This window comes from Geodermatophilus amargosae (genome assembly GCF_041028265.1).
In the GTDB taxonomy this organism is placed as follows: Bacteria; Actinomycetota; Actinomycetes; order Mycobacteriales; family Geodermatophilaceae; genus Geodermatophilus; species Geodermatophilus amargosae_A.
This window is the reverse complement of record NZ_JABGCW010000017.1, coordinates 39,782-63,392: the sequence shown is the minus strand read 5'-3', so window position 1 is coordinate 63,392 and position 23,611 is coordinate 39,782. Positions and strand designations below refer to the sequence as shown.

At 76.2% G+C, this 23,611-nt stretch carries 22 protein-coding genes and 2 riboswitches; of the genes, 11 read left to right on the top strand and 11 right to left on the bottom strand.

Annotated elements, in window-relative coordinates:
• Nucleotides 1-104: 104 nt before the first annotated feature.
• Complete coding sequence (locus HLV61_RS19810) at nt 105-926, bottom strand: HAD family hydrolase (RefSeq protein WP_369258527.1); 822 nt, start codon at nt 924-926, stop codon at nt 105-107.
• A gap of 61 nt (nt 927-987) precedes the next feature.
• Nucleotides 988-1,111: riboswitch (SAM riboswitch) on the top strand.
• Nucleotides 1,112-1,123: 12 nt separating this feature from the next.
• On the opposite strand from HLV61_RS19810, the gene thrC reads away from it, so the two are divergent.
• The 4 genes from thrC (at nt 1,124) to groL (ending at nt 5,019) form a co-directional block, all read left to right on the top strand.
• On the top strand, nt 1,124-2,425 hold the full coding sequence (gene thrC, locus HLV61_RS19805) for a threonine synthase (protein ID WP_369258525.1): 1,302 nt from the start codon (nt 1,124-1,126) through the stop codon (nt 2,423-2,425).
• A 208-nt stretch (nt 2,426-2,633) separates the two neighbouring features.
• The gene (locus HLV61_RS19800; protein WP_369258523.1) at nt 2,634-2,834 is read left to right on the top strand and encodes a cold-shock protein; all 201 of its coding nucleotides are present in this window, start codon (nt 2,634-2,636) and stop codon (nt 2,832-2,834) included.
• Nucleotides 2,835-2,887: 53 nt separating this feature from the next.
• Nucleotides 2,888-3,130 (top strand): hypothetical protein, encoded by a 243-nt coding sequence (locus tag HLV61_RS19795; RefSeq protein ID WP_369258521.1) that lies wholly within the window; start codon nt 2,888-2,890, stop codon nt 3,128-3,130.
• Nucleotides 3,131-3,390: 260 nt separating this feature from the next.
• Entirely contained in the window at nt 3,391-5,019 is a 1,629-nt protein-coding gene (groL, locus tag HLV61_RS19790) for a chaperonin GroEL (protein ID WP_369258519.1), read from the top strand.
• Nucleotides 5,020-5,150: 131 nt separating this feature from the next.
• On the opposite strand, the gene HLV61_RS19785 is transcribed toward groL, so the two are convergent.
• Nucleotides 5,151-5,561, bottom strand: coding sequence for a VOC family protein (locus HLV61_RS19785; RefSeq protein WP_369258517.1), 411 nt, complete (start codon nt 5,559-5,561; stop codon nt 5,151-5,153).
• A gap of 24 nt (nt 5,562-5,585) precedes the next feature.
• Here HLV61_RS19785 and HLV61_RS19780 point away from each other — a divergent pair, with 24 nt between their 5' ends.
• Nucleotides 5,586-6,371 carry a DUF72 domain-containing protein gene (locus HLV61_RS19780; protein ID WP_369258515.1) on the top strand — a complete coding sequence of 262 codons (786 nt, stop codon included), beginning with the start codon at nt 5,586-5,588 and terminating at the stop codon, nt 6,369-6,371.
• Between the two features lie 3 nt (nt 6,372-6,374).
• On the opposite strand, the gene HLV61_RS19775 is transcribed toward HLV61_RS19780, so the two are convergent.
• Nucleotides 6,375-7,373 carry a Gfo/Idh/MocA family protein gene (locus tag HLV61_RS19775; protein WP_369258513.1) on the bottom strand — a complete coding sequence of 333 codons (999 nt, stop codon included), beginning with the start codon at nt 7,371-7,373 and terminating at the stop codon, nt 6,375-6,377.
• Nucleotides 7,374-7,410: 37 nt separating this feature from the next.
• On the opposite strand from HLV61_RS19775, the gene HLV61_RS19770 reads away from it, so the two are divergent.
• Nucleotides 7,411-7,761 carry a DUF4031 domain-containing protein gene (locus tag HLV61_RS19770; RefSeq protein WP_369258511.1) on the top strand — a complete coding sequence of 117 codons (351 nt, stop codon included), beginning with the start codon at nt 7,411-7,413 and terminating at the stop codon, nt 7,759-7,761.
• Here the strand turns inward: HLV61_RS19770 and HLV61_RS19765 are convergent.
• Both HLV61_RS19765 and HLV61_RS19760 read right to left on the bottom strand, forming a co-directional pair.
• A complete protein-coding gene (locus HLV61_RS19765; protein WP_369258509.1) occupies nt 7,733-8,359 on the bottom strand; it encodes an HD domain-containing protein in 627 nt (208 codons plus the stop codon). The two genes, HLV61_RS19770 and HLV61_RS19765, sit on opposite strands and share 29 nt — an antisense overlap.
• A complete protein-coding gene (locus HLV61_RS19760; RefSeq protein ID WP_369258507.1) occupies nt 8,356-9,627 on the bottom strand; it encodes an ArgE/DapE family deacylase in 1,272 nt (423 codons plus the stop codon). Before HLV61_RS19760 ends, HLV61_RS19765 begins: the two co-directional genes overlap by 4 nt.
• A 47-nt stretch (nt 9,628-9,674) precedes the next feature.
• Here HLV61_RS19760 and HLV61_RS19755 point away from each other — a divergent pair, with 47 nt between their 5' ends.
• Entirely contained in the window at nt 9,675-10,436 is a 762-nt protein-coding gene (locus HLV61_RS19755) for a phospholipid scramblase-related protein (RefSeq protein ID WP_369258506.1), read from the top strand.
• A 190-nt stretch (nt 10,437-10,626) separates the two neighbouring features.
• Here HLV61_RS19755 and HLV61_RS19750 read toward each other — a convergent pair whose 3' ends face one another.
• Complete coding sequence (locus tag HLV61_RS19750) at nt 10,627-12,021, bottom strand: glucose-6-phosphate dehydrogenase (protein ID WP_369258504.1); 1,395 nt, start codon at nt 12,019-12,021, stop codon at nt 10,627-10,629.
• Nucleotides 12,022-12,194: 173 nt separating this feature from the next.
• On the opposite strand from HLV61_RS19750, the gene HLV61_RS19745 reads away from it, so the two are divergent.
• Together HLV61_RS19745 and HLV61_RS19740 are read left to right on the top strand one after the other, a co-directional pair.
• Nucleotides 12,195-12,320, top strand: coding sequence for a hypothetical protein (locus HLV61_RS19745; RefSeq protein WP_369258502.1), 126 nt, complete (start codon nt 12,195-12,197; stop codon nt 12,318-12,320).
• A complete protein-coding gene (locus HLV61_RS19740; RefSeq protein WP_369258500.1) occupies nt 12,317-15,331 on the top strand; it encodes a helix-turn-helix transcriptional regulator in 3,015 nt (1,004 codons plus the stop codon). Before HLV61_RS19745 ends, HLV61_RS19740 begins: the two co-directional genes overlap by 4 nt.
• Before the next feature lie 42 nt (nt 15,332-15,373).
• Here HLV61_RS19740 and HLV61_RS19735 read toward each other — a convergent pair whose 3' ends face one another.
• From HLV61_RS19735 to HLV61_RS19725, 3 genes are all read right to left on the bottom strand, one after another.
• Nucleotides 15,374-17,182, bottom strand: coding sequence for a DEAD/DEAH box helicase (locus tag HLV61_RS19735; RefSeq protein WP_369258498.1), 1,809 nt, complete (start codon nt 17,180-17,182; stop codon nt 15,374-15,376).
• A 201-nt stretch (nt 17,183-17,383) separates the two neighbouring features.
• The gene (locus HLV61_RS19730) at nt 17,384-17,701 is read right to left on the bottom strand and encodes a hypothetical protein (protein WP_369258496.1); all 318 of its coding nucleotides are present in this window, start codon (nt 17,699-17,701) and stop codon (nt 17,384-17,386) included.
• A 365-nt stretch (nt 17,702-18,066) separates the two neighbouring features.
• Nucleotides 18,067-18,381 carry a DMT family transporter gene (locus HLV61_RS19725; RefSeq protein WP_369258494.1) on the bottom strand — a complete coding sequence of 105 codons (315 nt, stop codon included), beginning with the start codon at nt 18,379-18,381 and terminating at the stop codon, nt 18,067-18,069.
• A gap of 11 nt (nt 18,382-18,392) precedes the next feature.
• A riboswitch (guanidine-III (ykkC-III) riboswitch) is annotated at nt 18,393-18,457 on the bottom strand.
• 149 nt (nt 18,458-18,606) lie between these two features.
• On the opposite strand from HLV61_RS19725, the gene HLV61_RS19720 reads away from it, so the two are divergent.
• A complete protein-coding gene (locus HLV61_RS19720) occupies nt 18,607-18,867 on the top strand; it encodes a hypothetical protein (RefSeq protein WP_369258492.1) in 261 nt (86 codons plus the stop codon).
• Between the two features lie 102 nt (nt 18,868-18,969).
• Here the strand turns inward: HLV61_RS19720 and HLV61_RS19715 are convergent, their stop codons facing one another.
• Together HLV61_RS19715 and HLV61_RS19710 are read right to left on the bottom strand one after the other, a co-directional pair.
• Complete coding sequence (locus HLV61_RS19715) at nt 18,970-20,655, bottom strand: DNA repair helicase XPB (protein WP_369258490.1); 1,686 nt, start codon at nt 20,653-20,655, stop codon at nt 18,970-18,972.
• A gap of 42 nt (nt 20,656-20,697) precedes the next feature.
• Nucleotides 20,698-22,959, bottom strand: a complete 2,262-nt coding sequence (locus tag HLV61_RS19710; RefSeq protein WP_369258488.1) for a helicase-associated domain-containing protein — start codon at nt 22,957-22,959, stop codon at nt 20,698-20,700.
• A gap of 61 nt (nt 22,960-23,020) precedes the next feature.
• Here HLV61_RS19710 and HLV61_RS19705 point away from each other — a divergent pair, with 61 nt between their 5' ends.
• On the top strand, nt 23,021-23,563 hold the full coding sequence (locus HLV61_RS19705) for a hypothetical protein (RefSeq protein WP_369258486.1): 543 nt from the start codon (nt 23,021-23,023) through the stop codon (nt 23,561-23,563).
• Nucleotides 23,564-23,611 lie beyond the last annotated feature (48 nt).

Sequence of the window (23,611 nt, the reverse complement as noted above, 5' to 3'; positions counted from 1 at the left end):
CGCCCCACTGGGCGGCACCGCGGCCAGGTGCCGTCCCCCAGGTCCGCGGAGCCCGTCCGTCGCGCCTGCGCGGGCCCTTCCGGGGCCCACTCGGCACGAACCGCTCACAGGCTCGCTCGGACGGCCTGGGCCCAGCCGACGCCCATCGGCTCGTCGGTCACCGACACGTTCGGGACGGCGGCCAGCAGCCCGGCCATGCCGTCGACCTCGGCGCCGTTGGCGGTGATCCACAGCCGGCCGACGGCGGGCGCCATCTCCAGGTCGCTGGCGCTGTCGCCGATCGCCACGGCGTCGGCGGGGTCGACCCCGCGCCGCTGGAGGTCCCAGGCGATCGCCGCGCCCTTGGTGATGCCGCGCGGCATGAGGTGGTAGACCCGCGCCAGCTGCCCCTCGGGCGCCAGGTCGAGCCGGGCCGACGCGGGGATGGCGCCGTTGTCCTTGAGCGTCAGCCAGCCCAGGCCGCGCTCGGCCAGCCACGCGTCGACGGCGAGCGGGTCGACGAACCCGCGCAGCAGCGCGTCGCCGGCGTGCGTGGTGTGCCAGGGCGCGTGCCACTCCAGCCGGCCGGGGTGGGCGGCGGTCAGCGCCTCGACGACGCCGAGCTCGGCCATCACGTCCATCGGCGTGCGCCCGGCGTACTCCGCGGGCAGCGCGCCGGTGAGCCCGTGCCGCGCCCGGCCGCCCTTCCACGTCACCAGGGAGCCCAGCTCGGCGATCGCGCCGTCGGCGGCGAAGATCCGCCCCGCCTCGGTGACCTGGTCGACCGTGCGCCCGCTGACGATCACCAGCGCGACGCCGGCCGTGTGCAGCTCGAGCAGGGCCGCGGCGGGCTCGGCGGTGGGGGAGCCCTCGGCGGTGTGCCAGAACGACCCCCGCGGGCCGACCATCGTGCCGTCGAGGTCGGTGTAGACGATGCGCGCTGCCACGGGCGCCAGCATGGCCGGAGCCCGGGGCGGCCCCGGCAGCCGGGTAGAGTCGGGCCCGTTCCACTCATCCAGAGGGGCAGAGGGACACGGCCCGGTGAAGCCCCGGCAACCGCGCTCGCGCGAGCGGCGAGAGGTGCCAATTCCGTCCCGCGCGGCTCGACGGCCCGCCGCGGGGAAGATGAGGAGGTAGTCGTCGCATGACCCTGACCGCTCCCGGTTCACTCCAGGCAGACGTCTCCGCAGGCGGGCCCGTCCCGCCGAGCCCCGCCCGCGGCCTCGTGTGTCGCAACTGCGGCGCCACCTTCGGCCTGATCGCCGAGCACGCCTGCGCGCAGTGCTTCGGCCCGCTGGAGGTCGACTACGACCCCGAGCGCATGCGCGCGGTCACCCGCGAGCAGATCGAGGCCGGTCCGCAGAACATCTGGCGCTACGCCGCGCTGCTGCCGGTGGGCCAGGACCCCGCCGACCGCGTCTCCCTCGACCCGGGCATGACGCCGCTGGTCCGTGCCGACCGGCTGGCCGCCGAGCTCGGCATCACCGGCGGCCTGTGGGTCAAGGACGACTCGGCCAACCCCACGCACTCGTTCAAGGACCGCGTGGTCAGCCTCGCCGCCACGGCCGCCAAGGGCCTCGGCTACCGCAAGATCGCCGCTGCCTCGACCGGCAACCTGGCCAACTCGGTGGCCGCGCACGCCGCCCGCGTCGGCATCCCGTCCTTCGTCTTCATCCCGGCCGACCTCGAGCCCGGCAAGGTCGTGCAGTCGGCGGTCTACGGCCAGACGCTGGTCGCCGTCGACGGGTCCTACGACGACGTCAACCGGCTGACCAGCGAGCTCGCCGAGACCGACGAGTTCGAGGACACCGCCTTCGTCAACCAGAACGTGCGGCCCTACTACGCCGAGGGCTCCAAGACGATGGGCTACGAGATCGCCGAGCAGCTCGGCTGGCGGATCCCGGCCCAGGTGGTCATCCCCATGGCGTCGGGCTCGCTGCTCACCAAGGTGGACAAGGCGTGGCGGGAGCTGGCCGCCGCCGGGATCGTCGAGGACACCGCATGGCGGGTCTTCGGCGCCCAGTCGGCCGGCTGCGACCCGATCGCCACCGCCTTCGACAACGGCTGGGACGTCGTCAAGCCGGTCAAGCCCACCGGGATCGCCAAGTCGCTGAACATCGGCAACCCCGCCGACGGCCCCTACGCGCTCGACGCCATCCGCCGCACCGGCGGGGCCGTCGGCCGGGTCGGCGACGACGCGATCGTGCAGGGCATCCGTGACCTCGCCCGCACCACCGGCGTCTTCGCCGAGACCGCGGGCGGCGTGACCGTGGCCGTGCTGCGGCAGCTGGTCGAGGACGGCCGGCTCGACCCCACGAAGGAGACCGTCGTCCTCAACACCGGCGAGGGCCTCAAGACCCTCGACCCGCTCGAGCCGGTCGTCGGCCCGACCCACCGGGTCGAGCCGTCGCTGCGGTCGGCCAGGGCGGCGGGCCTCGTCGGCTGAGGCACGCGGTCCGGGGACGTCGACCCGGCGGGTGACATCCCCGGCCCGGTCGTCCCCGAGACGTGTGGCGAGGATCTCCCCACGGCGGCGTCCCTGCTGTACGTTCTCGCGCGGTCGTCAGTTCCACGCACGTGTCCGACGGGCGGAAGAGCTGTACCCCGGTCCCCGGATCACGGGGCCGTCCGCACGCACGAACGTGGGAGCACACGTGGCACAGGGCACCGTGAAGTGGTTCAACGCCGAGAAGGGCTTCGGCTTCATCGCCGTCGACGGCGGCCAGGACGTCTTCGTCCACTACTCGGCCATCCAGATGGACGGCTACAAGAGCCTCGACGAGGGCCAGCGGGTCAGCTTCGAGGTCGTCCAGGGCGAGAAGGGGCCGCAGGCCGACGGCGTCCGCCTCGCCTGACCTCCTCCCGTCCCTCCGTGCCACGGCCCGGCTCCCCGCGTGGGAGCCGGGCCGTGGCCGTCCCCGGGGAGCCCCGGCGACCGCCGCCCAGCCGGGCGCCGGCGCTGCTCGCCGCCCACGCCGCCCTCCTCGTCGTCCTGACCGGGGTGTCCGCGGCACTGGACCTCACCGGCGTCCGCACCAGCGGCCACGACGACGCCGGTCGCTGGACGCCCCCGCCGGCCGCCGTCCCCGCCGGGACGGGGGTGAGCCTCCTCGGGTCCTCGCCCCACGGCTGGAGCCGGCTGGGCCCCTGACGGCCCTCGGCGCGCTGGTCGGCGCCGCCCTCGCGGCCGCCGACGACTGACGGGAACAGCCGCCGGCGACCCCCCGTTCTTGCACTCGGCAGGGGCGAGTGCCAGACTCCGGATTGGCACTCGACAGTGCCGAGTGCCAATCAGGTCGGAACGGTGAGGCACTGGAGCGCGGGCCACAAGGGTGCCCGCCGCGCTGGTGTCGTCCGTCGCGGGCGCCGGTCCCGGCCGTGCAGCGATCCATGCATGGAGGACATCACCACATGGCCAAGATGATCGCCTTCGAGGAAGAGGCGCGCCGCGGCCTCGAGCGGGGCATGAACACCCTCGCCGACGCCGTCAAGGTGACGCTCGGCCCCAAGGGCCGCAACGTCGTCCTCGAGAAGAAGTGGGGCGCTCCCACCATCACCAACGACGGTGTGAGCATCGCCAAGGAGATCGAGCTCGAGGACCCCTGGGAGAAGATCGGCGCCGAGCTGGTCAAGGAGGTCGCGAAGAAGACCGACGACGTCGCGGGTGACGGCACCACCACCGCCACCGTGCTCGCCCAGGCTCTCGTCCGCGAGGGTCTGCGCAACGTCGCCGCCGGCGCCAACCCGATGGCCCTGAAGAAGGGCATCGAGAAGGCCGTCGCCTCGGTCACCGAGTACCTCCTCTCGACCGCCAAGGACGTCGAGACCAAGGAGCAGATCGCCGCGACCGCGTCGATCTCCGCCGCTGACCCGGCCATCGGCGAGCTCATCGCCGAGGCGATGGACAAGGTCGGCAAGGAAGGCGTCATCACCGTCGAGGAGAGCAACACCTTCGGCCTCGAGCTCGAGCTCACCGAGGGCATGCGCTTCGACAAGGGCTACATCTCGCCCTACTTCGTCACCGACGCCGAGCGCATGGAGGCCGTCCTCGACGACCCGTACGTGCTCGTCGTCAACTCGAAGATCAGCTCGGTCAAGGACCTGCTCCCGCTGCTGGAGAAGGTCATGCAGTCGGGCAAGCCGCTGGCCATCATCGCCGAGGACGTCGAGGGCGAGGCCCTGGCGACCCTGGTCGTGAACAAGATCCGCGGCACCTTCAAGTCGCTGGCCGTCAAGGCCCCCGGCTTCGGCGACCGCCGCAAGGCCATGCTGACCGACATCGCCATCCTCACCGGTGGCCAGGTCATCAGCGAGGAGGTCGGCCTCAAGCTCGACACCGCCGACGTCTCCCTGCTGGGCCGCGCCCGCAAGGTCGTCGTCACCAAGGACGAGACGACGATCGTCGAGGGCGCCGGTGACAGCGACCAGATCTCCGGTCGGGTGAACCAGATCCGCGCCGAGATCGAGAAGTCGGACTCCGACTACGACCGCGAGAAGCTGCAGGAGCGCCTGGCCAAGCTGGCCGGTGGCGTCGCCGTCATCAAGGCCGGCGCCGCGACCGAGGTCGAGCTCAAGGAGCGCAAGCACCGCATCGAGGACGCGGTGCGCAACGCCAAGGCCGCCGTCGAGGAGGGCATCGTCGCCGGTGGTGGCGTCGCTCTCGCGCAGGCCACCGCCGTCGCGTTCGACAAGCTCGAGCTCGAGGGCGACGAGGCGACCGGTGCCAACATCGTGCGTGTCGCGCTCGAGGCGCCGCTGAAGCAGATCGCCGTCAACGCCGGCCTCGAGGGCGGCGTCGTGGCGGAGAAGGTCCGCAACTCCGAGGTGGGCTTCGGCCTCAACGCCGCCACCGGCGAGTACGTGGACCTGGTCGCGGCCGGCATCATCGACCCGGCCAAGGTCACCCGCTCGGCGCTGCAGAACGCCGCCTCCATCGCGGCGCTCTTCCTCACCACCGAGGCCGTCATCGCCGACAAGCCGGAGAAGTCCGCTCCGGCCATGCCGGGTGGCGACGGCGGCATGGGCGGCATGGACTTCTGAGTCCCGCCGCTGCCGTCCGGTAGCACCAGCACAGCCCGGCAGGGGCGGTCCCGCGGACGCGGGGCCGCCCCTGTCGGCGTCCGTGGGCCGTGCCGACGCCCGGGACCGCGGCGGTGGTCGGCGCGGCGTGGTCAGTCCTGCGGCGGGAAGCAGCAGAACTCGTTGCCCTCGGGGTCGGCCAGGACGTCCCACCCGATCTCGCCGGCGTCCTCGTCGGCCTCGTGGCCGGGGCGGGCGTCCGAGGCCCGCACCACCGTGGCGCCCGCGGCCTGCAGGGCGGCGGAGTCCCCGATGACGTCGAGGTGCACCCGGTTCTTCACCGTCTTCGGCTCGGGCACCGGGTTGAGCCAGAAGAGCGGGCCGCGGCCGGCCGGGTCCACGATCGGCACCGGCCACTCGCGCGGCCGCGTCCAGCCCTCCTCGGGCGGGGCGATCGAGTCACGGCGCACGTAGCCCATCGCGGCGCACCACCAGTCGGCCAGCGCCTGGTGATCGCGGGCGTCGATGCAGAGGTCCTTGAAGCGTGCGGGTGCGTCGGCCATGACGGCGCAGGGTAGGCGGTCGGCGTGGCCGTGGTGATCGGGACGTCGGGGTGGCAGTACCGCGACTGGCGCGGCCGCTTCTACCCCCAGCGCCTGCCGCAGCGGCTGTGGCTGGAGCACCACGCACAGCACTTCGCCACCGTCGAGAGCAACGCCGCCTTCTACCGGCTGCCCGAGCGGGCCACCTTCGCCGCCTGGCGCGAGCGGACCCCGCCGGACTACCGCTGGGCGGTCAAGGCCAGCCGGTTCCTCACCCACGTCAAGCGGCTGCGGGAGCCCGAGGAGCCGGTGGCCCGCCTGGTGCGGCACGCCGAGGGACTCGGTGACCGGCTCGACGTCGTCCTGCTGCAGTTGCCGCCCACGCTCAGGGCCGACGCCGGGCTGCTGCGCGACTGCCTCGCCTGCTTCCCGCCCGGCCTGCGGGTGGCCGTCGAGCCCCGCCACACGACCTGGGAGACCGACGAGATCCGCGACCTCCTCCAGCGCTACGGCGCCGCGCTGTGCTGGGCCGACCGTGCGGAGCGGCCGGTGACGCCGCTGTGGCGCACCGCCGGGTGGGGCTACCTGCGGCTGCACACCGGCGCCGAGGGCTGGGGGTACCCGCCGGCCGTGCTCGAGGAGTGGGCGCAGCGGCTGGCGGCCACCTACGCCGACGGCGAGGACGTGTTCGTGTACCTCAACAACGACCCCGGCGGTGCCGCGGTGGTCGACGCCGTCGCCCTGGCCGGTGCCGTGCGGCGGGCCGGCCGCACGCCCACCCGGGTGCCCACGCCGGAGGAGGCGACGGGCGCGGCCTGGGCGGCGGCCTGAGGGTCAGCCGAGGACGTGCGGGTCCTCGCGGTGGTGCACGCCGAGCTGCGCGGCCGCCTGCCCGAGGACGTCCTGCACGGCGAGGGTGTCGGCCAGCGGCATGACCTCGCTCTCGGTGCGCCCCTCCTGCAGGCACCGCGTGACCTCGGCCAGCTCGTGCGCGTAGCCGACGCCGGTCGCCGGGCGGGTGACCTCCTCGGGCTCGGCGCCGGTGCGGTGCAGCACGATCGTGGCCGGGTGGTGGAAGCGGGGGAGGACGTCGATCCACCCGCCGGTGCCGAACACCCGTGCCTGGCCGGGCGTCGGGTAGCGCAGCGACGTCGTCAGCGTGGCCGAGCGGCCGTCGTCCCAGCCGAGCAGGACGGCCGCCTCCGCGTCGGCCCCGGTGGGGTAGGTGGAGCCCGCGGCGGTGACCGTGTCGGGCGTGCCGAGCAGCATCTGCGCGAACGACACGACGTAGACGCCGAGGTCGAGCAGCGCGCCGCCGCCCAGGTCGAGGGCGAACAGCCGGTCGTCGGGGTCGTAGACGCGGTCGACGCCGAGGTCGGCCTGCACCGACCGCACCTCGCCGATCGCGCCGTCGGCGACCAGCTCCCGGAGCGCGACGACGGCGGGCTGGAAGCGCGTCCACATCGCCTCCATCACGAAGACGCCGGCCTCGCGGGCCGCGGTGACGACCTCCTGCGCGCCGGCCGTCGTCGCGGTGAACGCCTTCTCCACCAGCAGTGCCTTGCCGGCCTCGATGGCGGCCAGTGCGATCGCGTGGTGCTGGGGGTGCGGCGTGGCGAGGTACAGGACGTCGACGTCGGGGTCGGCGAGGACCTCCGGATAGGAGCCGTAGGACCGCCCGAGCCCGTGCTGCTGCGCGAAGGCCCGCGCCCGGTCGGCCGAGCGCGACGCGACGGCCAGCGGCCGGGCCCCCTCGACGTGCGCGAAGTCGCCCATCACGCTCTGCGCGATGCGCCCCGGTCCGACGACGCCCCAGCGGATCTCCCTGCTCACGCCGACGACGCTAGTCGGGACCCGGCAGACTGACCGGATGGCCGAGCTCGCGAGGCCACGCAGGGCAGAGCGCCGCGGTCGCGGGCTCGACGAGCGCAGCGAGGAGGTGCCCGTGGCCGTGCTGATCGACAGCCCCGTCTGGCCCTGGCGGGGGCGACGCTGGTCGCACCTGGTCAGCGACGTCTCCTACGAGGAGCTGCACGCCTTCGTCGCCGCCGAGCTCGGCATCCCGCGCCGGGCGTTCCAGGGCGACCACTACGACGTCCCCGAGGACCTCTACGACACCGCCGTCGCTGCCGGCGCGCAGCCGGTGGGCGCCCGGGAGCTGCTGGCCCGGCTGATGGCGGCGGGCCTGCGGCTCAGGAAGCGCGACCGCGCAGCACGCTGAGCTCGGCGGCCAGGTTGGCCCGCGCCCGCGGCTCCCAGTGCGCCGTCGCGGGCAGCCGGTAGAGCGCGGGCAGCGCGAGCAGCGACTCCAGCACCGCGATGCGGCCGGCGGTGAACACCTCGTCGGACAGGTGCCCGTACTCCTCGCGGACGGCGGAGGCGTACGCGGCGTAGGCCTCCGGCGGCCCGGCCAGCACCGCGAGGTCGGCGTCGCAGAGGACGGCCCCGTTCCCGTCGTCCGGCGCGGCGTCGTGCCCGGCGGTCAGCAGCACCAGCCGCACCACCTCCTCCAGCCGCGCGGGCGGCACGAGGCCGGTCAGCCCCGCCCGCGCCCGCTCGGCGCTGACCTGCTCGTTGTCGCCGCGACGGGGGTCGTAGACGACGTCGTGGTACCAGGCGGCCAGCGCCACGGCGGCCGGATCGGGAGCGGACCCGCCCAGCTCCCCGACCAGCCCCAGGACGGCGGCCAGGTGGTGCAGGCCGTGGTAGCGGCGGTGCGGCTCGCTCCAGGCGGCGACGACGGCCGCCCACTCGGTGCGCGCGGTGGGGGAGTCGCCGGCCAGCGCGGCGAAGGCCTCGAAGCCGACCAGGTCGCTCATGCGACGCCGCAGCGGCGCAGGACCAGCAGCGCCAGCGCGCGGGCCACGGCGGTCACCTCGGCCACCGGCACCCGCTCGGCCGGGCCGTGCGCCAGGTGCAGGTCGCCCGGGCCCAGGTGCAGCGTCGGGATCCCGGCGGCGGCGTAGAGGCGCAGGTCGGTGCCTGCGGTCACCGCGCGCTCCGGCGGCGGGGGCCCGCCCGCGTCGACGACGGCGTCGCGGACCTGGCCGAGCAGGTCGTGCGCCGGCGGCAGCTGCCCGCTGGCGAAGGCGCCGCCGGTCCAGGTCACCCGCACCGGGTGCGCGGCCAGCCACGGGTGTCCGGCGCAGGACGCGGCGACGCGGGCCTCGAACGCCGCCCGCGCGGCCTCGACCGGCTCACCCAGGCGCACGCCGTACCGGCCCTCGGCCACCAGCCGGTCGGGCACCGACGACGCCCAGTCGCCGGCGTGCACCGTGCCGATCGACAGCCCGAACGGGTACCGCTCGCCGGCGAAGCGCGGGTCGGCGTCGCGCTGCCGCTCGGCCTCGAACGCGCGCAGGTCCGCGTGGACCGCCGCGAACAGCTCGACGGCGCTGACGCCGCGGTCGCGCATCGCCGCGTGGGCCGCGTGCCCGGTCACCTCGAGCCGGAAGGTGAGCGCGCCGGCCGCCGCGGTGACGACGGCGCCGTCGGTGGGCTCGGGGACGACGCAGGCGTCACCGCGGTGCCCGCGGGCCAGGGTCGCCCACGCGCCCAGCCCGCCGTCCTCCTCGCCGACGACGCTGTGCAGCGCCACCGGCCGGCGCAGCCGCACACCCGCGGCCTGGACCGCGGCCAGCGCGGCGAGCGCCGAGACCAGCCCGCCCTTCATGTCGCACGTGCCGCGGCCGTGCACGGCGCCGCCGTCCAGGCGCGGCGTGAACGGGTCGCCGGCCCACAGCGCGCGGTCGCCGGTGGGGACGACGTCGGTGTGCCCGCACAGCACCAGCGCCGGGTCACCGCCGTCGGCACCCGGCACGGTCCCGACGACGCCCAGCGCCTCCTCGCGCCGGACCTCCTGGCCGGGCGCGTCCGGTGCGGTGGCGGCGGCCGCCAGGTCGATGTCCCAGCGGTCGACGTCGCACCCCAGGGCGTCCAGCTCCCCGGCGACGAGGGCCTGCACCTCGCTCTCGGCCGCGGAGCCGCCGACGGAGGGGACCGCGACCAGCCGGCAGAGCAGGCCGACCGCGGCGGCCTCGTCCACGGCGTCGAGGACGGCGGCCTCGGTGCGGGTCAGGTCGGCCACGGCTCGGCAGTCTGGCACGCACCGCGCCTGCGGTTACCGTCGCCGCCGTGATCCAGCCCTCCCCGCCGCCCGGCTGGTACCCCGACCCCGCCGGCAGCGGCGGTTCGCGCTGGTGGGACGGCCGGACCTGGACCGGTCACGTGCAGCAGCCGCCCACCCCCGCGCCGGTGCAGCAGTACGGGGGCCAGCAGCAGTACGGCGGCCCGCGGCGGTCGGTCCTGCACGAGCAGCCGGTCCTGCTGGTCGACCAGGAGACCAAGCTCGTCGAGCTCACCAACGAGTACGCCGTGCTCGACGCCCACGGGGTGCAGATCGGCGCGGTCGTCGAGGTCGGCCAGTCGACGGCGAAGAAGGTCGTCCGCTTCGTCAGCAGCCTCGACCAGTACCTCACCCACCGCCTCGAGGTACGGGACGCGCTCGGGCCGGTCCTCGTCCTCACCCGCCCGGCCAAGCTGGTCCGGTCGCGGGTCGTCGTCCAGACGCCCGAGGGCGCGCCGGTGGGGGAGATCGTCCAGGTCAACGTCTTCGGCCGGATCCGCTTCGACCTCGCCGTCGGCGGTCAGCCGGCCGGTGCGATCCAGGCGGAGAACTGGCGGGCCTGGGACTTCTCGGTCACCGACTCCTCGGGCACCGAGGTGGCCCGCATCACCAAGACGTGGGAGGGCCTGGCGCGGACGCTGTTCACCACCGCCGACCGCTACGTCGTCCGCGTGCACGCACGGCTGCCCGAGCCGCTCGCGAGCCTGGTGCTGGCGTCGGCGCTGACCGTCGACACGGCACTCAAGCAGGACGCGCGCGGCCTCGGATAGGCACCCGCGTCCCGGTGTGCGCGCGCCGGGAGCGGGGTACCGTCGTGGATGTCCGGACCGGGCGATCTGTGTCCCCGGGTGCCAATTGGATACCGCCTTCGCGGACCACCGCTCCGACCTCGGTCGGGGGTCTGGAGCCGCGTCGTGCTTCTCGCCGCGAGGCGACCAGCGCCCGGTCCGGACCCTCTCCTCAGCCGCCCGACCCCACGGTCCAGCCGCACGGGTCGGCCAGCGCCGTCGCCTCCTCCGGCCCCCAGGAGCCCGGCTCGTAGGGGCGCACCTCCGGCCGGTCCTCGAGCACCGGCCGCACCGCCCGCCAGGCGTGCGCGAGCCCCGCGCTGGTGGTGAACAGCGACCGGTCCCCGGTCAGCACGTCGAACAGCAGCGAGGCATAGGGCGGCAGGGCCTCCCCGCCCGGGACGGCGCCCAGGTCCAGCGAGGTCCCGGCGACGGCGAGCTCCAGGCCCGGGCCGGGACGCTTGGCCACCAGCCCGAGGTCGAGCGCGCCGGCACCCGACAGCGACAGCGAGACGGTGTTGCCGCCGCCGGGCAGCGTGCCCACCGGGCCGTCGGGACGGCGCATCACCAGCGTCACCCGCTGCTGGCCCTCGGCCATCCGCTTGCCGGTGCGCAGCAGGAACGGCACGCCGCGCCAGCGGTCGGTGTCCACCCACAGCCGCGCGGCCACGAACGTGTCGGTGGTGCTGTCGTCGGCGACGTCGTCGAGGTCCCGGTAGCCGGTGAACTGCCCGAGGACGACGTCCTCGCGGGCCAGCGGCCGGAACGCCGCCAGCACCGCCTCGCGCGCCTCCTGCAGGTCACCCGGCGTCAGCGACACCGGCGGCTCCATCGCCACCTCGGCGGCCACCTGGAACAGGTGGGTGACCAGCATGTCGAGGGTGGCGCCGGTGGCGTCGTAGAACTCGGCACGGTCGGCGACGTCGAGGGTCTCGGGGACGTCGACCTGGACCTGCGCCACGTGCTCGCGGCTCCACACCGACTCGAACAGGCCGTTGGCGAAGCGCAGGACGTGCAGGTCCTGCGTGCCCTCCTTGCCCAGGAAGTGGTCGATGCGGAAGACCTGGTCCTCGTCGAGCACCGAGTGCACCAGCTCGTCGAGCTCGCGGAAGCCGTCGGGGGAGGTGCCGTAGGGCTTCTCGAAGACCACGCGCGAGCCCTTGGCCAGGCCGTGGGCGTCCAGCGCCCGCGTGATCCCCTCGAACGCGCCGGGCGGGACGGCGAGGTAGTGCACGACCTGCGCGTCCTCGCCGAGCTCCTCGCGGGCGCCCGCCACGGCGTCGGCCAGCTGCCCGGGGTCGTCGGGGGTGAAGCCGCCCCCGGCGAAGCGCAGCCGCTCGGGCAGCCCGTCGGCCGGCTCGCCGTTCCCGTGCTCGGCCAGGGCGGCGCGGACCAGCTCCCGGAAGTCGTCGTCGGAGCGGTCGCCGCGCCCGCTGCCGACCAGGCGCCAGTCGGGCGGCAGCAGGTCGCGGCGGTGCAGGACGTCGAAGGCCGGCAGGACCATGCGCGCGGCGAGGTCGCCGGTCGCGCCGAAGAGGACGAAGACGGTCGGGGGCAGGTCGGCCATGCCCCCACCCTCGCCCCGGCCGGGGATCGCCGCGCGGCGGGCGCGTCTGAGGGGTGTCTGAGGGGCCTCAGGCACGCGGGTGCGGCCAGGACTGCCCGGACGACCGATGCCCGGGGCCCGGCCTCAGCACGACCGTCGTCCTCGACACCGGACGACGACACGAGGAGACGACCGTGAGCCCCTACCCCAACCCCGGACTCGAGGCCGAGCTCGCCTACCGGCGCGAGGTCCTGCAGGCCATCGGACGCGGCACCCGCACCCGCCGCGGCCCGTGGCGGTCCCGGCGGTCCCGCGGGTGACGGCACCGTCGGCCGCGCGTGCCACGATCGGCGCCGTGCCGCGGTGGGACGAGCGACCCCTGGTGGGGCGGGCCGGCGAGCTGGCCACGCTCCTGGCCGCCGTCGACCGCGCCGCCGCCGGCCGCGGCTCGGCCGTGCTCGTCGCCGGTGACGCCGGCGTCGGCAAGTCCCGCCTGCTCGACGAGCTCGCCGCCCGCGCGGCCGGCCGCGGCCTGCGGGTGCTCGCCGGGCACTGCGTCGACCTCGGCGAGGTCGGCCTGCCCTACCTGCCCTTCGTCGACCTGCTCCGGCCCGTCGCCGCCGAGCTCGGCGACGGGGCCGCCGGGCTGTTCGCGGCCCGGTCGGCCGCTGCGCGCGAGCCGGACGCCGCCGACCTGGGCGGCCCGGTCCGCGCGCTGCGCCCGCCGGTCGACGACGGGCGGCTGCAGCTGTTCGAGGCGGTCGCCGCGGCGCTGGCCGAGCTCGCGGCGGCCGCCCCGCTGCTGGTCGTGCTGGAGGACCTGCACTGGGCCGACCGGTCCAGCCGCGACCTGCTGCGCTACCTGCTGGCCCGGCTGACCGACGAGCCGGTCGCCGTCGTGGCCTCCTACCGCTCCGACGACCTGCACCGGCGCCATCCGCTGCGCCCGCTGCTGGCCGAGCTGGTCCGGCTGCCCGGCGTGGAGCGCCTCGACCTCGGCCCGCTGCCCGACGCGCAGGTGGAGCAGCTGGTCCGCGGCCTCGCTGCCCAGGTGGCCGGCGGGGCGGCCGCGGGGGTGCCCGACCGCACGGTCGACGACGTCGTGGCGCGCGCCGAGGGCAACGCCTTCTACGCCGAGGAGCTGCTGGCCGCGGGCCTCGCGGGGGAGACGCTGCCCCTCGGGCTCACCGACGTGCTGCTCGCGCGCGTCGAGCAGCTCACCCCGTCCGCGCAGCAGGTGCTGCGGGTGGCCGCGGTCGCCGGGCGCCGGGTGCGGCACGAGCTCGTGGCGGCGGTGGTCCGGCCGCCGGCCGACGGCGACCTCGACACCGCGCTGGCCGAGGCGGTGCACTCCCACCTGCTCGTCGTCGACCCGGACGGCGCCTACCGCTTCCGGCACGCGCTGGTGCGCGAGGCGGTCCTCGCCGACCTGCTGCCCGGCGAGCGGGTGCGGCTGCACGCCGCCCTCGCCGCGCACCTCGCGGCCGAGCCCGCGGCGGGCACCGCGGCCGAGCGGGCCCACCACCTGCGCGAGAGCCACGACCTGGCCGGCGCGCTGGCGGCCTCCCTCGAGGCCGCCGACGCGGCCCGGCAGGTCGGCGCCCCGGCCGAGCAGTTGCAGCACCTGGAGACGGTGCTCGCGCTGTGGCCGGCGGTGCCCGGCGCCGCCGACGTCGCCGGCCGCGGCCGCGCCGAGCTGCTGCTGGAGGCGGCCGCCGCGGCGCGCAGCGGCGGGCAGCTGCCGCGGGCGGTCGCCCTGCTGCGGGCCGTCCAGGAGGTCGTGGGCGACGACGGCGACCCGGTGATCCGCGCCCGCGCGCACTACACGCTGGCCCAGGCGCTGGCCCGCATCGAGGACCAGACCTCGGCGTTGCGGGAGTCCACGGCGGCCATGGCGCTGGTGCCGGCGCAGCCGCCCTCCCCGGCGCGGACCTGGGCGGCCGCCACCCACGCCCGGGTCTGCTACGACCTCGACCGCCGCGCCGAGGGGGACGCCGCCGCCGAGGAGGCGCTCGCCGCCGCCGACGCCCTCGGCCTGGACAGCGCCTGGGCCGACGTCGCGGTGACGCTGGCGCGCTCGCAGGAGGCCGGCGGCGGCGACCCGGCGGAGACGTGGGCGCGGCTGGAGGAGGCGCTGGCGCGCGCCCGCCGGTCCGGGGACCCCGACGTCGAGATGCGGGTGCTGTTCAACCTGGCCACCGTCTCCTGGGAGGGCGGAGACCCGCGGGAGGCACTGCGGTGGAGCGACACGGGGCTCGGGCGCGCCCAGGCGCTGGGTGTCGAGTGGTCGTTCTACGCCGCCGAGCTGCGCCACCTCGGCGTCGTCTCCCGCTACGTCCTCGGGGACTGGGACGGCAGTCTCGGGCTGGCCGACCGGCTGGCCCGGGTGCCCGAGATGGGCGCGCACGTGCGGGCCGCGGGCCTGCTCGTGCTCGTCGGCCGCGGGGACCCCGGCACGGCGGAGCGGATCACCTGGGCGCGCGGACTCGTCGACCGCCTGGACGCCCACGTGCTCCTGCTGCTGGCCACCGCGGGCGCCGAGATCGACCGGGCCTCGTGGGCCGGGGACGCCGGGACCGCGGTGGACCGGGCGCGGGCGGCCTCGTCCACGCTCGCCCGGCTCTGGGGCGCCAACCGGCTCGCGGTGGTGCGGCTGGCGGCCATGGCCCTGTCGCCCGTGGCGGACGCGGCGGCCACCGCGCGGCTGACCGGGGACGTCGCCGGTGAGGCGGAGTGGACGGCGGCGGGGGAGTCGATGGTGACGCTCGGCCGCGACGCGGTCGCCGACCACGCCCGCGTGGTGGGGGCCCACGGGGCCGAGGCCGCGGCGTGGGTCGCGCGGCTCGACGCCGAGGCGGCGCGGCTGGACGGGCGGGCGGACCCGGCGCTGTGGACGGCCGCCGTCGACGCGTTCGGCTACGGCCACGTCTACGAGCAGGCGCGCAGCCGGTGGCGGCTGGCCGAGGCGCTGGTCGCCACCGGCGACCGGGACGCCGCTCTCGAGCCGCTGGCCGCCGCGGCCGGGACCGCGCGGGAGCTGGGCGCCGCGCCGCTGCTGGGCGTGGTCGCCGCGCTGGCCCGCCGGGCGCGGCTGGAGCTGCCCGGCGCCGGGCGGGTGGTGGAGACCGCGGCGGTGTTCACCCCGCGCGAGACCGAGGTGCTGGCCCTGCTCGCCCGCGGGCGCACCAACCGGCAGATCGGCAGCGAGCTCTACATCAGCGAGAAGACCGCCAGCGTGCACGTGAGCAACATCCTGGCCAAGCTCGGCGCCGGCTCCCGCACCGAGGCCGTCGCCCTGGCCGCGTCCCGGGGCCTCCTGCCCACGGCCTGAGGAGGCCGGGGTCGTGCACGTCCGCGGACGTGCACGCCCTCGTCACAACATCGTGCGGAGGCGCTCGCGGCGGGCGCGCAGGACGTCGATCGACGCCGAGGCCGACGGCGGGCCGGGCACGTGCTGCCGCAGCTGGGTGTGCACCACGGCGTGCGGCGTCGACGTCTTCGCCGACACGCGACTGACCAGGCGGTTGATCTCCCGGCGCAGCTCGGCGACGTCGCGCCAGGAGCGGCCGGCGTCGTCCTCCTCGGGGTGGTCCTCGACGACGGGCAGCTCCCCGGTGTCCTCGTCGTGCACCCGCTGGGCGATCCGGACCCGCAGCTCGTCGTCCCGCCTGGCCAGCAGGGACGCCGTCTGCTCGGGGGTGAGCAGGCCGGGGATGCCGAGGAAGTCCTCCTCCTCGGCGCCGAGCGGCCCGGCCGCCATGCCGTTCCCCGGCCCGCCCGGCCCGTCCCCGGTGTGCGCCGTCCCGCCGTGCAGCACGTGCGCGAACCGGGCGTCGGCCTCCAGCGCCTCCCACTGCTTGAGGCCCACCGCCTCGCGCTCCTCGGGCGGCAGCGGGTCGAGGTCGAGCGCCTCCGGGTCCTGCGCCTTGGGCGGCGGCATGACGTGGTTGCGTTCCTTCTCCATCGACGCGGCCAGCCCGAGCAGCGGCCGGACGGCGGGGAGGAACACGGTGGCCGTCTCGTGCGGCGCCCGCGAGCGGACGACGCGGCCGACGGCCTGGGCGAAGAACAGCGGCGTCCGGTAGGAGGTCATCCACGCGAGGACGGCGGCGCGGGGGACGTCGACGCCCTCGGAGATCATCCGCACGCAGACCGCGATCCGCGCCGACCCAGCGGCGAACCGCTCGATCTTCTTCGACGCCTTGGGGTCGTCGGACAGGATGAGCTCGGGCGCCTTGCCGGTGATGCGCTTGACGATGCGGGCGTAGGCGCGGGCGTCGTCCTGGTCGCTGGCCAGCACCAGCCCCGCGGCGTCGGCCATGCCGTTCTCGCGCAGGTGGGTGATCCGCTCGTCCATCGCGGCGATGACGTGCGGCACCCACTGGCCCTTCGGGTCCAGCGCGGTGCGCCAGGCGGCCATCTCGACCGAGCGGGTGCCGGCCTCCGACAGCGAGGCGGCGACCACCTCGCCGGCGGAGTTCCGCCAGCGCGCGGTGCCGGTGTAGGCGGCGAAGACGACCGGGCGGACGACGCTGTCGGCCAGCGCCTCCTTGTAGCCGTAGGTGTAGTCGGCGCGGCTGACCAGCCCGGCGCCCGCCTCCCCGGCGTCACCGTCGAAGCCGTCCTCCTCGTAGCGCACGAAGGGGATGCGCTCGTCGGGCTTGGTGCGGAACGGCGTCCCGGTCAGGCACAACCGGCGGGCGGTGAAGCCGTAGGCCTCCTCGATCGCCTCGCCCCACGACAGGCCGTCCCCGGCGTGGTGGACCTCGTCGAGGATGACCAGGGTCTTGACGGCGGTGGCGCGGGCCGCGTGCAGCATCGGCTTGCCGGCGACCTGCGCGTACGTGGTCACGTAGCCCTGGGTGCCGGCGCGCACGGGGCCGACGGCGTTGGTCAGGCCGGGGTCGAGCACGATGCCCATCCGGTCGGCGGCGTCGGCCCACTGCAGCCGCAGGTGGTCGGTGGGGCAGACGACGACCACGCGGGCCACCTCGCGCCGCTGCAGCAGCCGCGAGGCGAGGGTCAGGGCGAACGTCGTCTTGCCGGCGCCGGGGGTCGCGGTGACCAGGAAGTCCTTCGGCGAGGACTCCTCGTAGCGCTCGAGGGCGGCCTGCTGCCATGCCCGGAGCGGTCGGCTGGTCGTCTGCGGGGCGACCGCCCCGGCCCGTGCTGCACTCGCCATCTCGCGGACCATCCTGCCTGGCGCGCAGCGGACACGCCCGACCGGCCACCTCCCGCGCGCCCGCCGGGAGCCGTCGTATACGCGGCCTCGGGCGCCGCGCTGACCTGCGGTTTCACCACGGCGTCCCGCGTCGACGTGGCACGCCTCACACCGTGAGGGGACCGGTCCGTCGCGTCCCGGGCCCCGTCCGCACCAGCCGACTCAGGCCTCGCCGCCGGCCCGGCCGACCTCGTTGGTGACCAGGCGCAGGTGCGGGCCGGTGGGGACGTCCTCGCGCGGGTCGCGCACCTCGGGCAGGTCGGCCGCGCGGCGCACCCGGTTCTCCGGCACGTCGAGCGCGCGGGCCAGGTGCCCGGCGAGGCGGGCGCTGATGAAGGCGCGCCCGCGGGAGCGGGCCAGCCGCTCGATGACCTCCGGCGCGATCGTCCCCCGCGCGCGCCGGGAGACGTCGTGCACGGTCATCCCCAGCTCCCAGAGGCGGCGCCGGACGAGGTCCGGGAGGTCCTTGGCAGGCGGCACCCAGGGAAGGGTAGTCCCGGACACCGAGGGCAGCCCGGTCGGGATCTTGTCCCGGGTCACCGGCAGGTGGCGCACCCGGACGCCGGTCGCCGGATGCGTGCCTCCACTGCCGCCGAGCTCGACGCCAGGGCTGCCTCCCGAGCTCGCTGCGTGGAGGTGGGCGGTCGCCGACCGACCCGCTGACCAGCACCTCCTCCGTCCACAGCCCCTGCCCGGCGCGACCGCCGCTGCCGCCTCCCCGGCTGCCGCCGACCCGTCCCCCGCGACGGCGCACTCGACCACGCCGTCCCCTGGCCCACCGGCCCCACCGCCGAGGCCGACCTCACCGCCACGCCACCGCCCTGGTGGAGGGCGCGGGGACGAGGTCAGTGCGTGAGCTTGAGGCCGACCACGCAGCCGACGATGCCCAGCAGCAGGAGCACCCGCAGCGCCGTCAGCGGCTCCTCGCCCGTCGCCATCGCGTAGCCGGCGGTCAGCGCCGCCCCGATGCCCACCCACACCGCGTACGCCGTCCCGACCGGGAGGCTGCGCATCGCGTAGGCGAGCCCGAGCATGCTGGCGATCAGGCCGAGGACGAACACGACCGTGGGGGCGAGCCGGGTGAAGCCCTCGGAGCGGCCGAGGGCGGTCGCCCACACGGCCTCGAGGACACCGGACAGCACGAGCACGAACCAGGCCACGACGACTCCCGAGGCTGCCGTCTTGTCGCTGTCCGGGTACGGCACCGCTCGTCCGGGGGTCCGCCACGGACCCGCCTCCACCATGGCACGCCCCGGCCGACGAGTGGTGGTGAGAACCGCCACCGCCCTCCGGGGACACGTACGCCCCGGCGGCGCGCCGTGGCGCCATGCCGCGCAGCGGCCGATCGAGGTCCCGTCCACCGGCGACCGGAGCATCCTGCAGGCATGAGCGAGCCCCACCACGCCGGACTGCGCGAGCGCGCGGCGAAGGGCGACCGCGACGCGGTCGACGAGCTGATCGAACTGGCGGGCGAACGCGGCGACCTCGCCGAGCTGCGCCGGCTGGGCGACCTCGGCTACCGCGACGCCGTCGACGAGCTGGTGCAGCGTGCCAGTGAGCTCGACGACCTCACCGAGCTGCGCCGGCTCGCCGAGGAGGGCAACGCCGACGCCGCCGACGTCCTGCACGAGCTCACCGAGGAGTAGCCGACCGCGGCCCCCGGGTCACCAGGACCAGGGGGCCGGGGGCCGGCCACCCCCAGGGTCCCGCGCCGAGCGTGCGAGGCGTGGGGGAAGGGTGGTCCCCAGTCAGTCGGCGGGCTCGTCGACCCAGTCGGGGCCGTTGACCTCGCCCGGGCCGGCCAGGTCGGCGGCGTCGACGATCGTGTACGCGTAGCCCTGCTCGGCGAGGAAGCGCTGCCGGTGGGCGGCGTACTCGGCGTCGAGGGTGTCGCGGCTGACCACCGTGTAGAAGTGCGCCTGCCGGCCGTCGGCCTTGGGACGGAGCACCCGGCCCAGCCGCTGCGCCTCCTCCTGCCGCGACCCGAACGTCCCCGACACCTGCACGGCGACGGCGGCCTCGGGCAGGTCGATGGAGAAGTTGGCGACCTTGGACACGACCAGCGTCCTGATCTCGCCGACGCGGAACGCCTGGAACAGCCGCTCGCGCTCCTTGTTCGTCGTCGACCCCTGGATGACCGGCGCGTCCAGCGCCCGCCCGAGCTCCTCGAGCTGGTCGAGATAGGCGCCGATCACCAGCGACGGCTCGTCGGGGTGCCGCTCGAGCACCCGCCGGATCACCGGCAGCTTCGACGTCGCCGTCGCCGCGATCCGGTACCGCTCCTCGGGTTCGGCGACCGCGTAGGTCATCCGCTCCTCGTCGTCGAGGCCGACCCGCACCTCGATGCACTCGGCCGGCGCGATGTAGCCCTGGGACTCGATGTCCTTCCACGGCGCGTCGTAGCGCTTGGGCCCGATGAGGGAGAAGACGTCGTCCTCGCGGCCGTCCTCGCGCACCAGCGTCGCGGTCAGCCCCAGCCGGCGGCGGGACTGCAGGTCGGCGGTGAGCCGGAAGATCGGCGCGGGCAGCAGGTGCACCTCGTCGTAGACGATCAGGCCCCAGTCCTGGGCGTCGAAGAGGTCCAGGTGCCGGTACTCGCCCTTCCGGCGGGTCGTCATCACCTGGTAGGTCGCGATGGTGACCGGGCGGATCTCCTTGCGCTCGCCGGAGTACTCGCCGATCTCCTCCTCGGTCAGCGACGTGCGCGCGATCAGCTCGCGCTTCCACTGCCGCCCCGAGACGGTGTTGGTGACCAGGATCAGCGTGGTCGCCTTGGCCTGGGCCATCGCCGCGGCGCCGACCAGCGTCTTGCCCGCGCCGCAGGGCAGGACGACGACGCCAGAGCCACCGGCCCAGAAGCCCTCGACGGCCTCCTGCTGGTAGTCGCGCAGGTGCCAGTCCTCCTGGTCCAGCTCGATCGGGTGCGCCTGCCCGTCGACGTAGCCGGCGAGGTCCTCGGCCGGCCAGCCGACCTTCAGCAGCGCCTGCTTGAGCCGGCCGCGCTCGGAGGGGTGGACGACGACGGTGTCGGGGTCGATGCGCGCACCGAGCATCGGCGCCACCCGCTTGGAGCGGATGACCTCCTCGAGCACGGCGCGGTCGGTGGTGGCCAGCGTCAGCCCGTGCACGGGGTGGTTGACCAGTGTCAGCCGGCCGAAGCGGTCCATCGTGTCGGCGACGTCGACCAGCAGCGCGTGCGGCACCGGGTAGCGCGAGTAGCGCACCAGGGCGTCGACGACCTGCTCGGCGTCGTGCCCGGCGGCGCGGGCGTTCCACAGCGCCAGCGGGGTGACCCGGTAGGTGTGCACGTGCTCCGGCGAGCGCTCGAGCTCGGCGAACGGGGCGATGGCCGCGCGGCACTCGCGGGCGGCCGGGTGGTCGACCTCGAGCAGCAGCGTCTTGTCCGACTGGACGATGAGGGGTCCGTCGTTCACGGGGATGGGTTGCCTCTCCTCGCAGGGTGGGCGTCTGTCAGGTCAACCGTTGCCGGCGGCCGGTGCTTCCTCGTCGGCCGGCGCGACCGAGGTGATCCGGTGCACCGCGAAGGTGCGGCTCTCCTGCCGGCGCTCGTCCCACCCCTGGAGGAAACCACCCGCCAGTGACACCGGCTGCACCACGCGCTGGCTGCCGCTGCCCTGGGCGTCGACGTAGCCGAGCCACACCGGGATGCCCTCGCGGATCGCGCGGGACAGCACCTCCAGGGTGCCCGCGGTGGTCACGCCGGGGACCTGCCGGACGGGCGCGGCCGGACGGGCGGCCAGGGCGGCGTCGCCGGCGCGGATCTCGCGGACGGTGGCCTCGGCCTCCGCGTCGGTGAGCGGGCGGCCGGCCATCGACGGCGGGGCACCGAGCCGGCGTCCGGCCGCGCGGGGACGGGCCGGAGGCCGGGTGAGCACCGCGCCGCCCGGCGACTCCCCGGCCGGCGCGTACCCGGCCTGCCGCAGCACGGTGAGCACCTCGTCGGCGCCCAGCCCGCTGACCAGCACGCCGGGGGCGAGCCGGCGCAGCTCGGCTGCCGCCGTCCGCCGGTCGCCGAGCACCTGGGACAGCAGGCCGTGGTCGTCGGAGCGCACGTAGCACTCGATGGCGCCGACCCGCAGCCGCCCGTGCTGCCGGGCGACGTCGTCGACGAGGTAGTCCAGCGCCTGCGGCACCGGCGTCCGCGACGACCGGGTGAACAGGTCGTGCAGGTCGGTGGCCGACCACCCGGCGTCCAGGGCCCGCCGGACCGAGGACTCCGACACCCGGAACACCGTCGCCCCGCCGGAGGACTCGACGTCGGCGACGACGGCGAGGGTGTCGGCGAGCCCGGCCACCAGCGGGCCGGGGGCGACGAGGGTGAGGTCGGGCTGGGCGAGCACGTGGTCGACCGGCTCGGGCAGCAGCCCCTGCATCCCGTCGGCGGCGCCCTCCTCCCCGCGGGTCAGCAGGCCGCGCCCGCCGCCGGACAGCACGCCGCCCACGAGGACGCCGATCCGCCCGGCCTCGGCCAGCATGTCCGGCACCGGCGCGAGCCGGTCGGCCCGCCGCGGGGTGCGCCAGCGCAGCAGCGCGACGAGGTCGTCGGGGGCCAGCCCGCGCCCGGGCGGGGAGTCCAGGAGCGCGGCCAGCGCCGAGCGGCGGATCGCCGGGGCGGTGTGCCGCACCAGGTCGGGGGACAGCGCGTTGACCGCCTTGCCCGCCACGTCGCGCGACCCGACCAGCGAGGGCAGCCGCGTGCTCTCCAGCCAGCCGGCCGCCAGCGCCGCCCACCGGTCGGGCAGCGGCTGCTCCCGCCACAGGTCGTAGCCGCGGGTGGGCAGCCACTCGTCGCGGTGCGGGCCGCCGACGTCGAGCAGTCCCGCGGCGTGGGCCAGCTCCAGCAGCCAGCCGGCATCGGTCTCCGACACCGTCAGCGCCTTCGCCAGCCGCTTGCGGTCCCGGACGGCGACCCCGCCGCTGCGCAGCAGCCCGGCCGGCTCCTCCTCGAGCACCGCCAGCAGCTCGCCGACCCGCCCGACCACCTCGAGCGCCGCACCCGCGGCCTGCCGGTCGACCACGGCCGGGTCGCGCTCCACGGCGGCCGGCTCGGGGCGCAGCCGGGGCGGGCCGTAGGGCCGGTCGCCGCGCAGGTGCAGGCCGATCTCCCGGGGCAGCTCCACGTTGAGCGCGTCGATGCGGGCCAGCAACCCCGCCTGCAGCAGCCGCCGGGCCGGGGAGGCGCCGGGGCCGCCGGTCTCGGGCAGGTGGCCGACCGGGCGGTCGCCGGCCAGCCGCTCGAGCACCTCGCGCTCGCCGGGGTCCAGCGCGCCGACGGCGGCGGGCAGGTCCGCGGGCAGGGTCACCCGCAGCTCGGCGGCCCGGCGGCCCAGCCCGGCGGGGTGGCGGACGGCGCGGCGCACGGGGTCGGGGGCGTGCAGGACGTCCTCGCCCCACAGCAGCGCCCGCGTGGTCAGCCGCCCGACCGCCGCGTCGACGACGTCGTCGGGCAGCCCGGGCAGCGCGGCGTGCACGTCCTCGGCGGGCACGCCGTCGGTGGGGGCGAGCAGCACGACGTCGAGGACCTGCAGCGTGGCCGCGTCGAGCTCGTCGAGCGCCCGGTCGACCGACACCGGCACCGCCAGCCGGCTGGCCAGTGCCACGACGTCGGAGGGCGCGGGCCGGGCCACGTCGGGCCGCGCGGCCAGCAACGCCGCCAGCTGGGCGTCGCTGCGGGTGCGCAGCCACGCGGCCAGCGTGGCGGGACGGTCGGCAGGCATCCGGTCAACGCTACGTCGCCGCGGGCGCCGGTGCCGCCGTCGTCCCCGGGGGGCTGCGAGCATGGACGGCGTGCAGCCGGCCGCCGACGACCCGCACACCCGCTCCGCGCTGGAGGGCTACCGGGCGGGTGCACTGCGCTGGCTGGCCGGTGGCGTGATCGCCGTCGTCCTGGCCGTGCTGCTCGGCGCCGTCGCGATCAGCCTCGCCGAGGACCGCGGCCGCCCGGTGCCGCTGGCCGGCATGGTCGTCGTCGTCCTGGTGGTCGGCGGCACCTGCGCCGCCGCCGCCGGGCTCGGCGGGCTGGCCCGCGCGCTGCGCTGGCACCGCGCGCTGACCGCCGTCCCGTGGCAGCGCGGGCTGCTGCGCATCGCGGGCCCGGCGATCGTCGCCTTCGAGCCGGAGGGCTACGACGAGTGGGACCCCGCCGACGAGCCGGTGCGGCTGCGGCTGGCGAGCACCTCGGTCTGGCGCACCCGCCAGGTGCAGGGGCTCGACGGCGGGGAGGTGCGGCTCGCGCCCGTGGGCACCCGGCAGTGGGTGCTCACCGCCGAGGGGCTGCCCACCCTCTACGGCGCACGCTCGGCCCGGCGACCGGCCCGCTGAGACCCGGGGGAGGACACGGGAGAGCGGGGCTGGTGCGGGTAGGACCGG

Coding starts and splice junctions, on each gene's coding strand:
- HLV61_RS19735 (WP_369258498.1), bottom strand. CDS start 17,182: ATGGCGAGTGCAGCACGGGCCGGGGCGGTCGCCCCGCAGACGACCAGC.
- HLV61_RS19705 (WP_369258486.1), top strand. CDS start 23,021: ATGGACGGCGTGCAGCCGGCCGCCGACGACCCGCACACCCGCTCCGCG.
- groL (WP_369258519.1), top strand. CDS start 3,391: ATGGCCAAGATGATCGCCTTCGAGGAAGAGGCGCGCCGCGGCCTCGAG.
- HLV61_RS19720 (WP_369258492.1), top strand. CDS start 18,607: ATGAGCGAGCCCCACCACGCCGGACTGCGCGAGCGCGCGGCGAAGGGC.
- HLV61_RS19750 (WP_369258504.1), bottom strand. CDS start 12,021: ATGGCCGACCTGCCCCCGACCGTCTTCGTCCTCTTCGGCGCGACCGGC.
- HLV61_RS19785 (WP_369258517.1), bottom strand. CDS start 5,561: ATGGCCGACGCACCCGCACGCTTCAAGGACCTCTGCATCGACGCCCGC.
- thrC (WP_369258525.1), top strand. CDS start 1,124: ATGACCCTGACCGCTCCCGGTTCACTCCAGGCAGACGTCTCCGCAGGC.
- HLV61_RS19710 (WP_369258488.1), bottom strand. CDS start 22,959: ATGCCTGCCGACCGTCCCGCCACGCTGGCCGCGTGGCTGCGCACCCGC.
- HLV61_RS19770 (WP_369258511.1), top strand. CDS start 7,411: ATGGCCGAGCTCGCGAGGCCACGCAGGGCAGAGCGCCGCGGTCGCGGG.
- HLV61_RS19765 (WP_369258509.1), bottom strand. CDS start 8,359: ATGAGCGACCTGGTCGGCTTCGAGGCCTTCGCCGCGCTGGCCGGCGAC.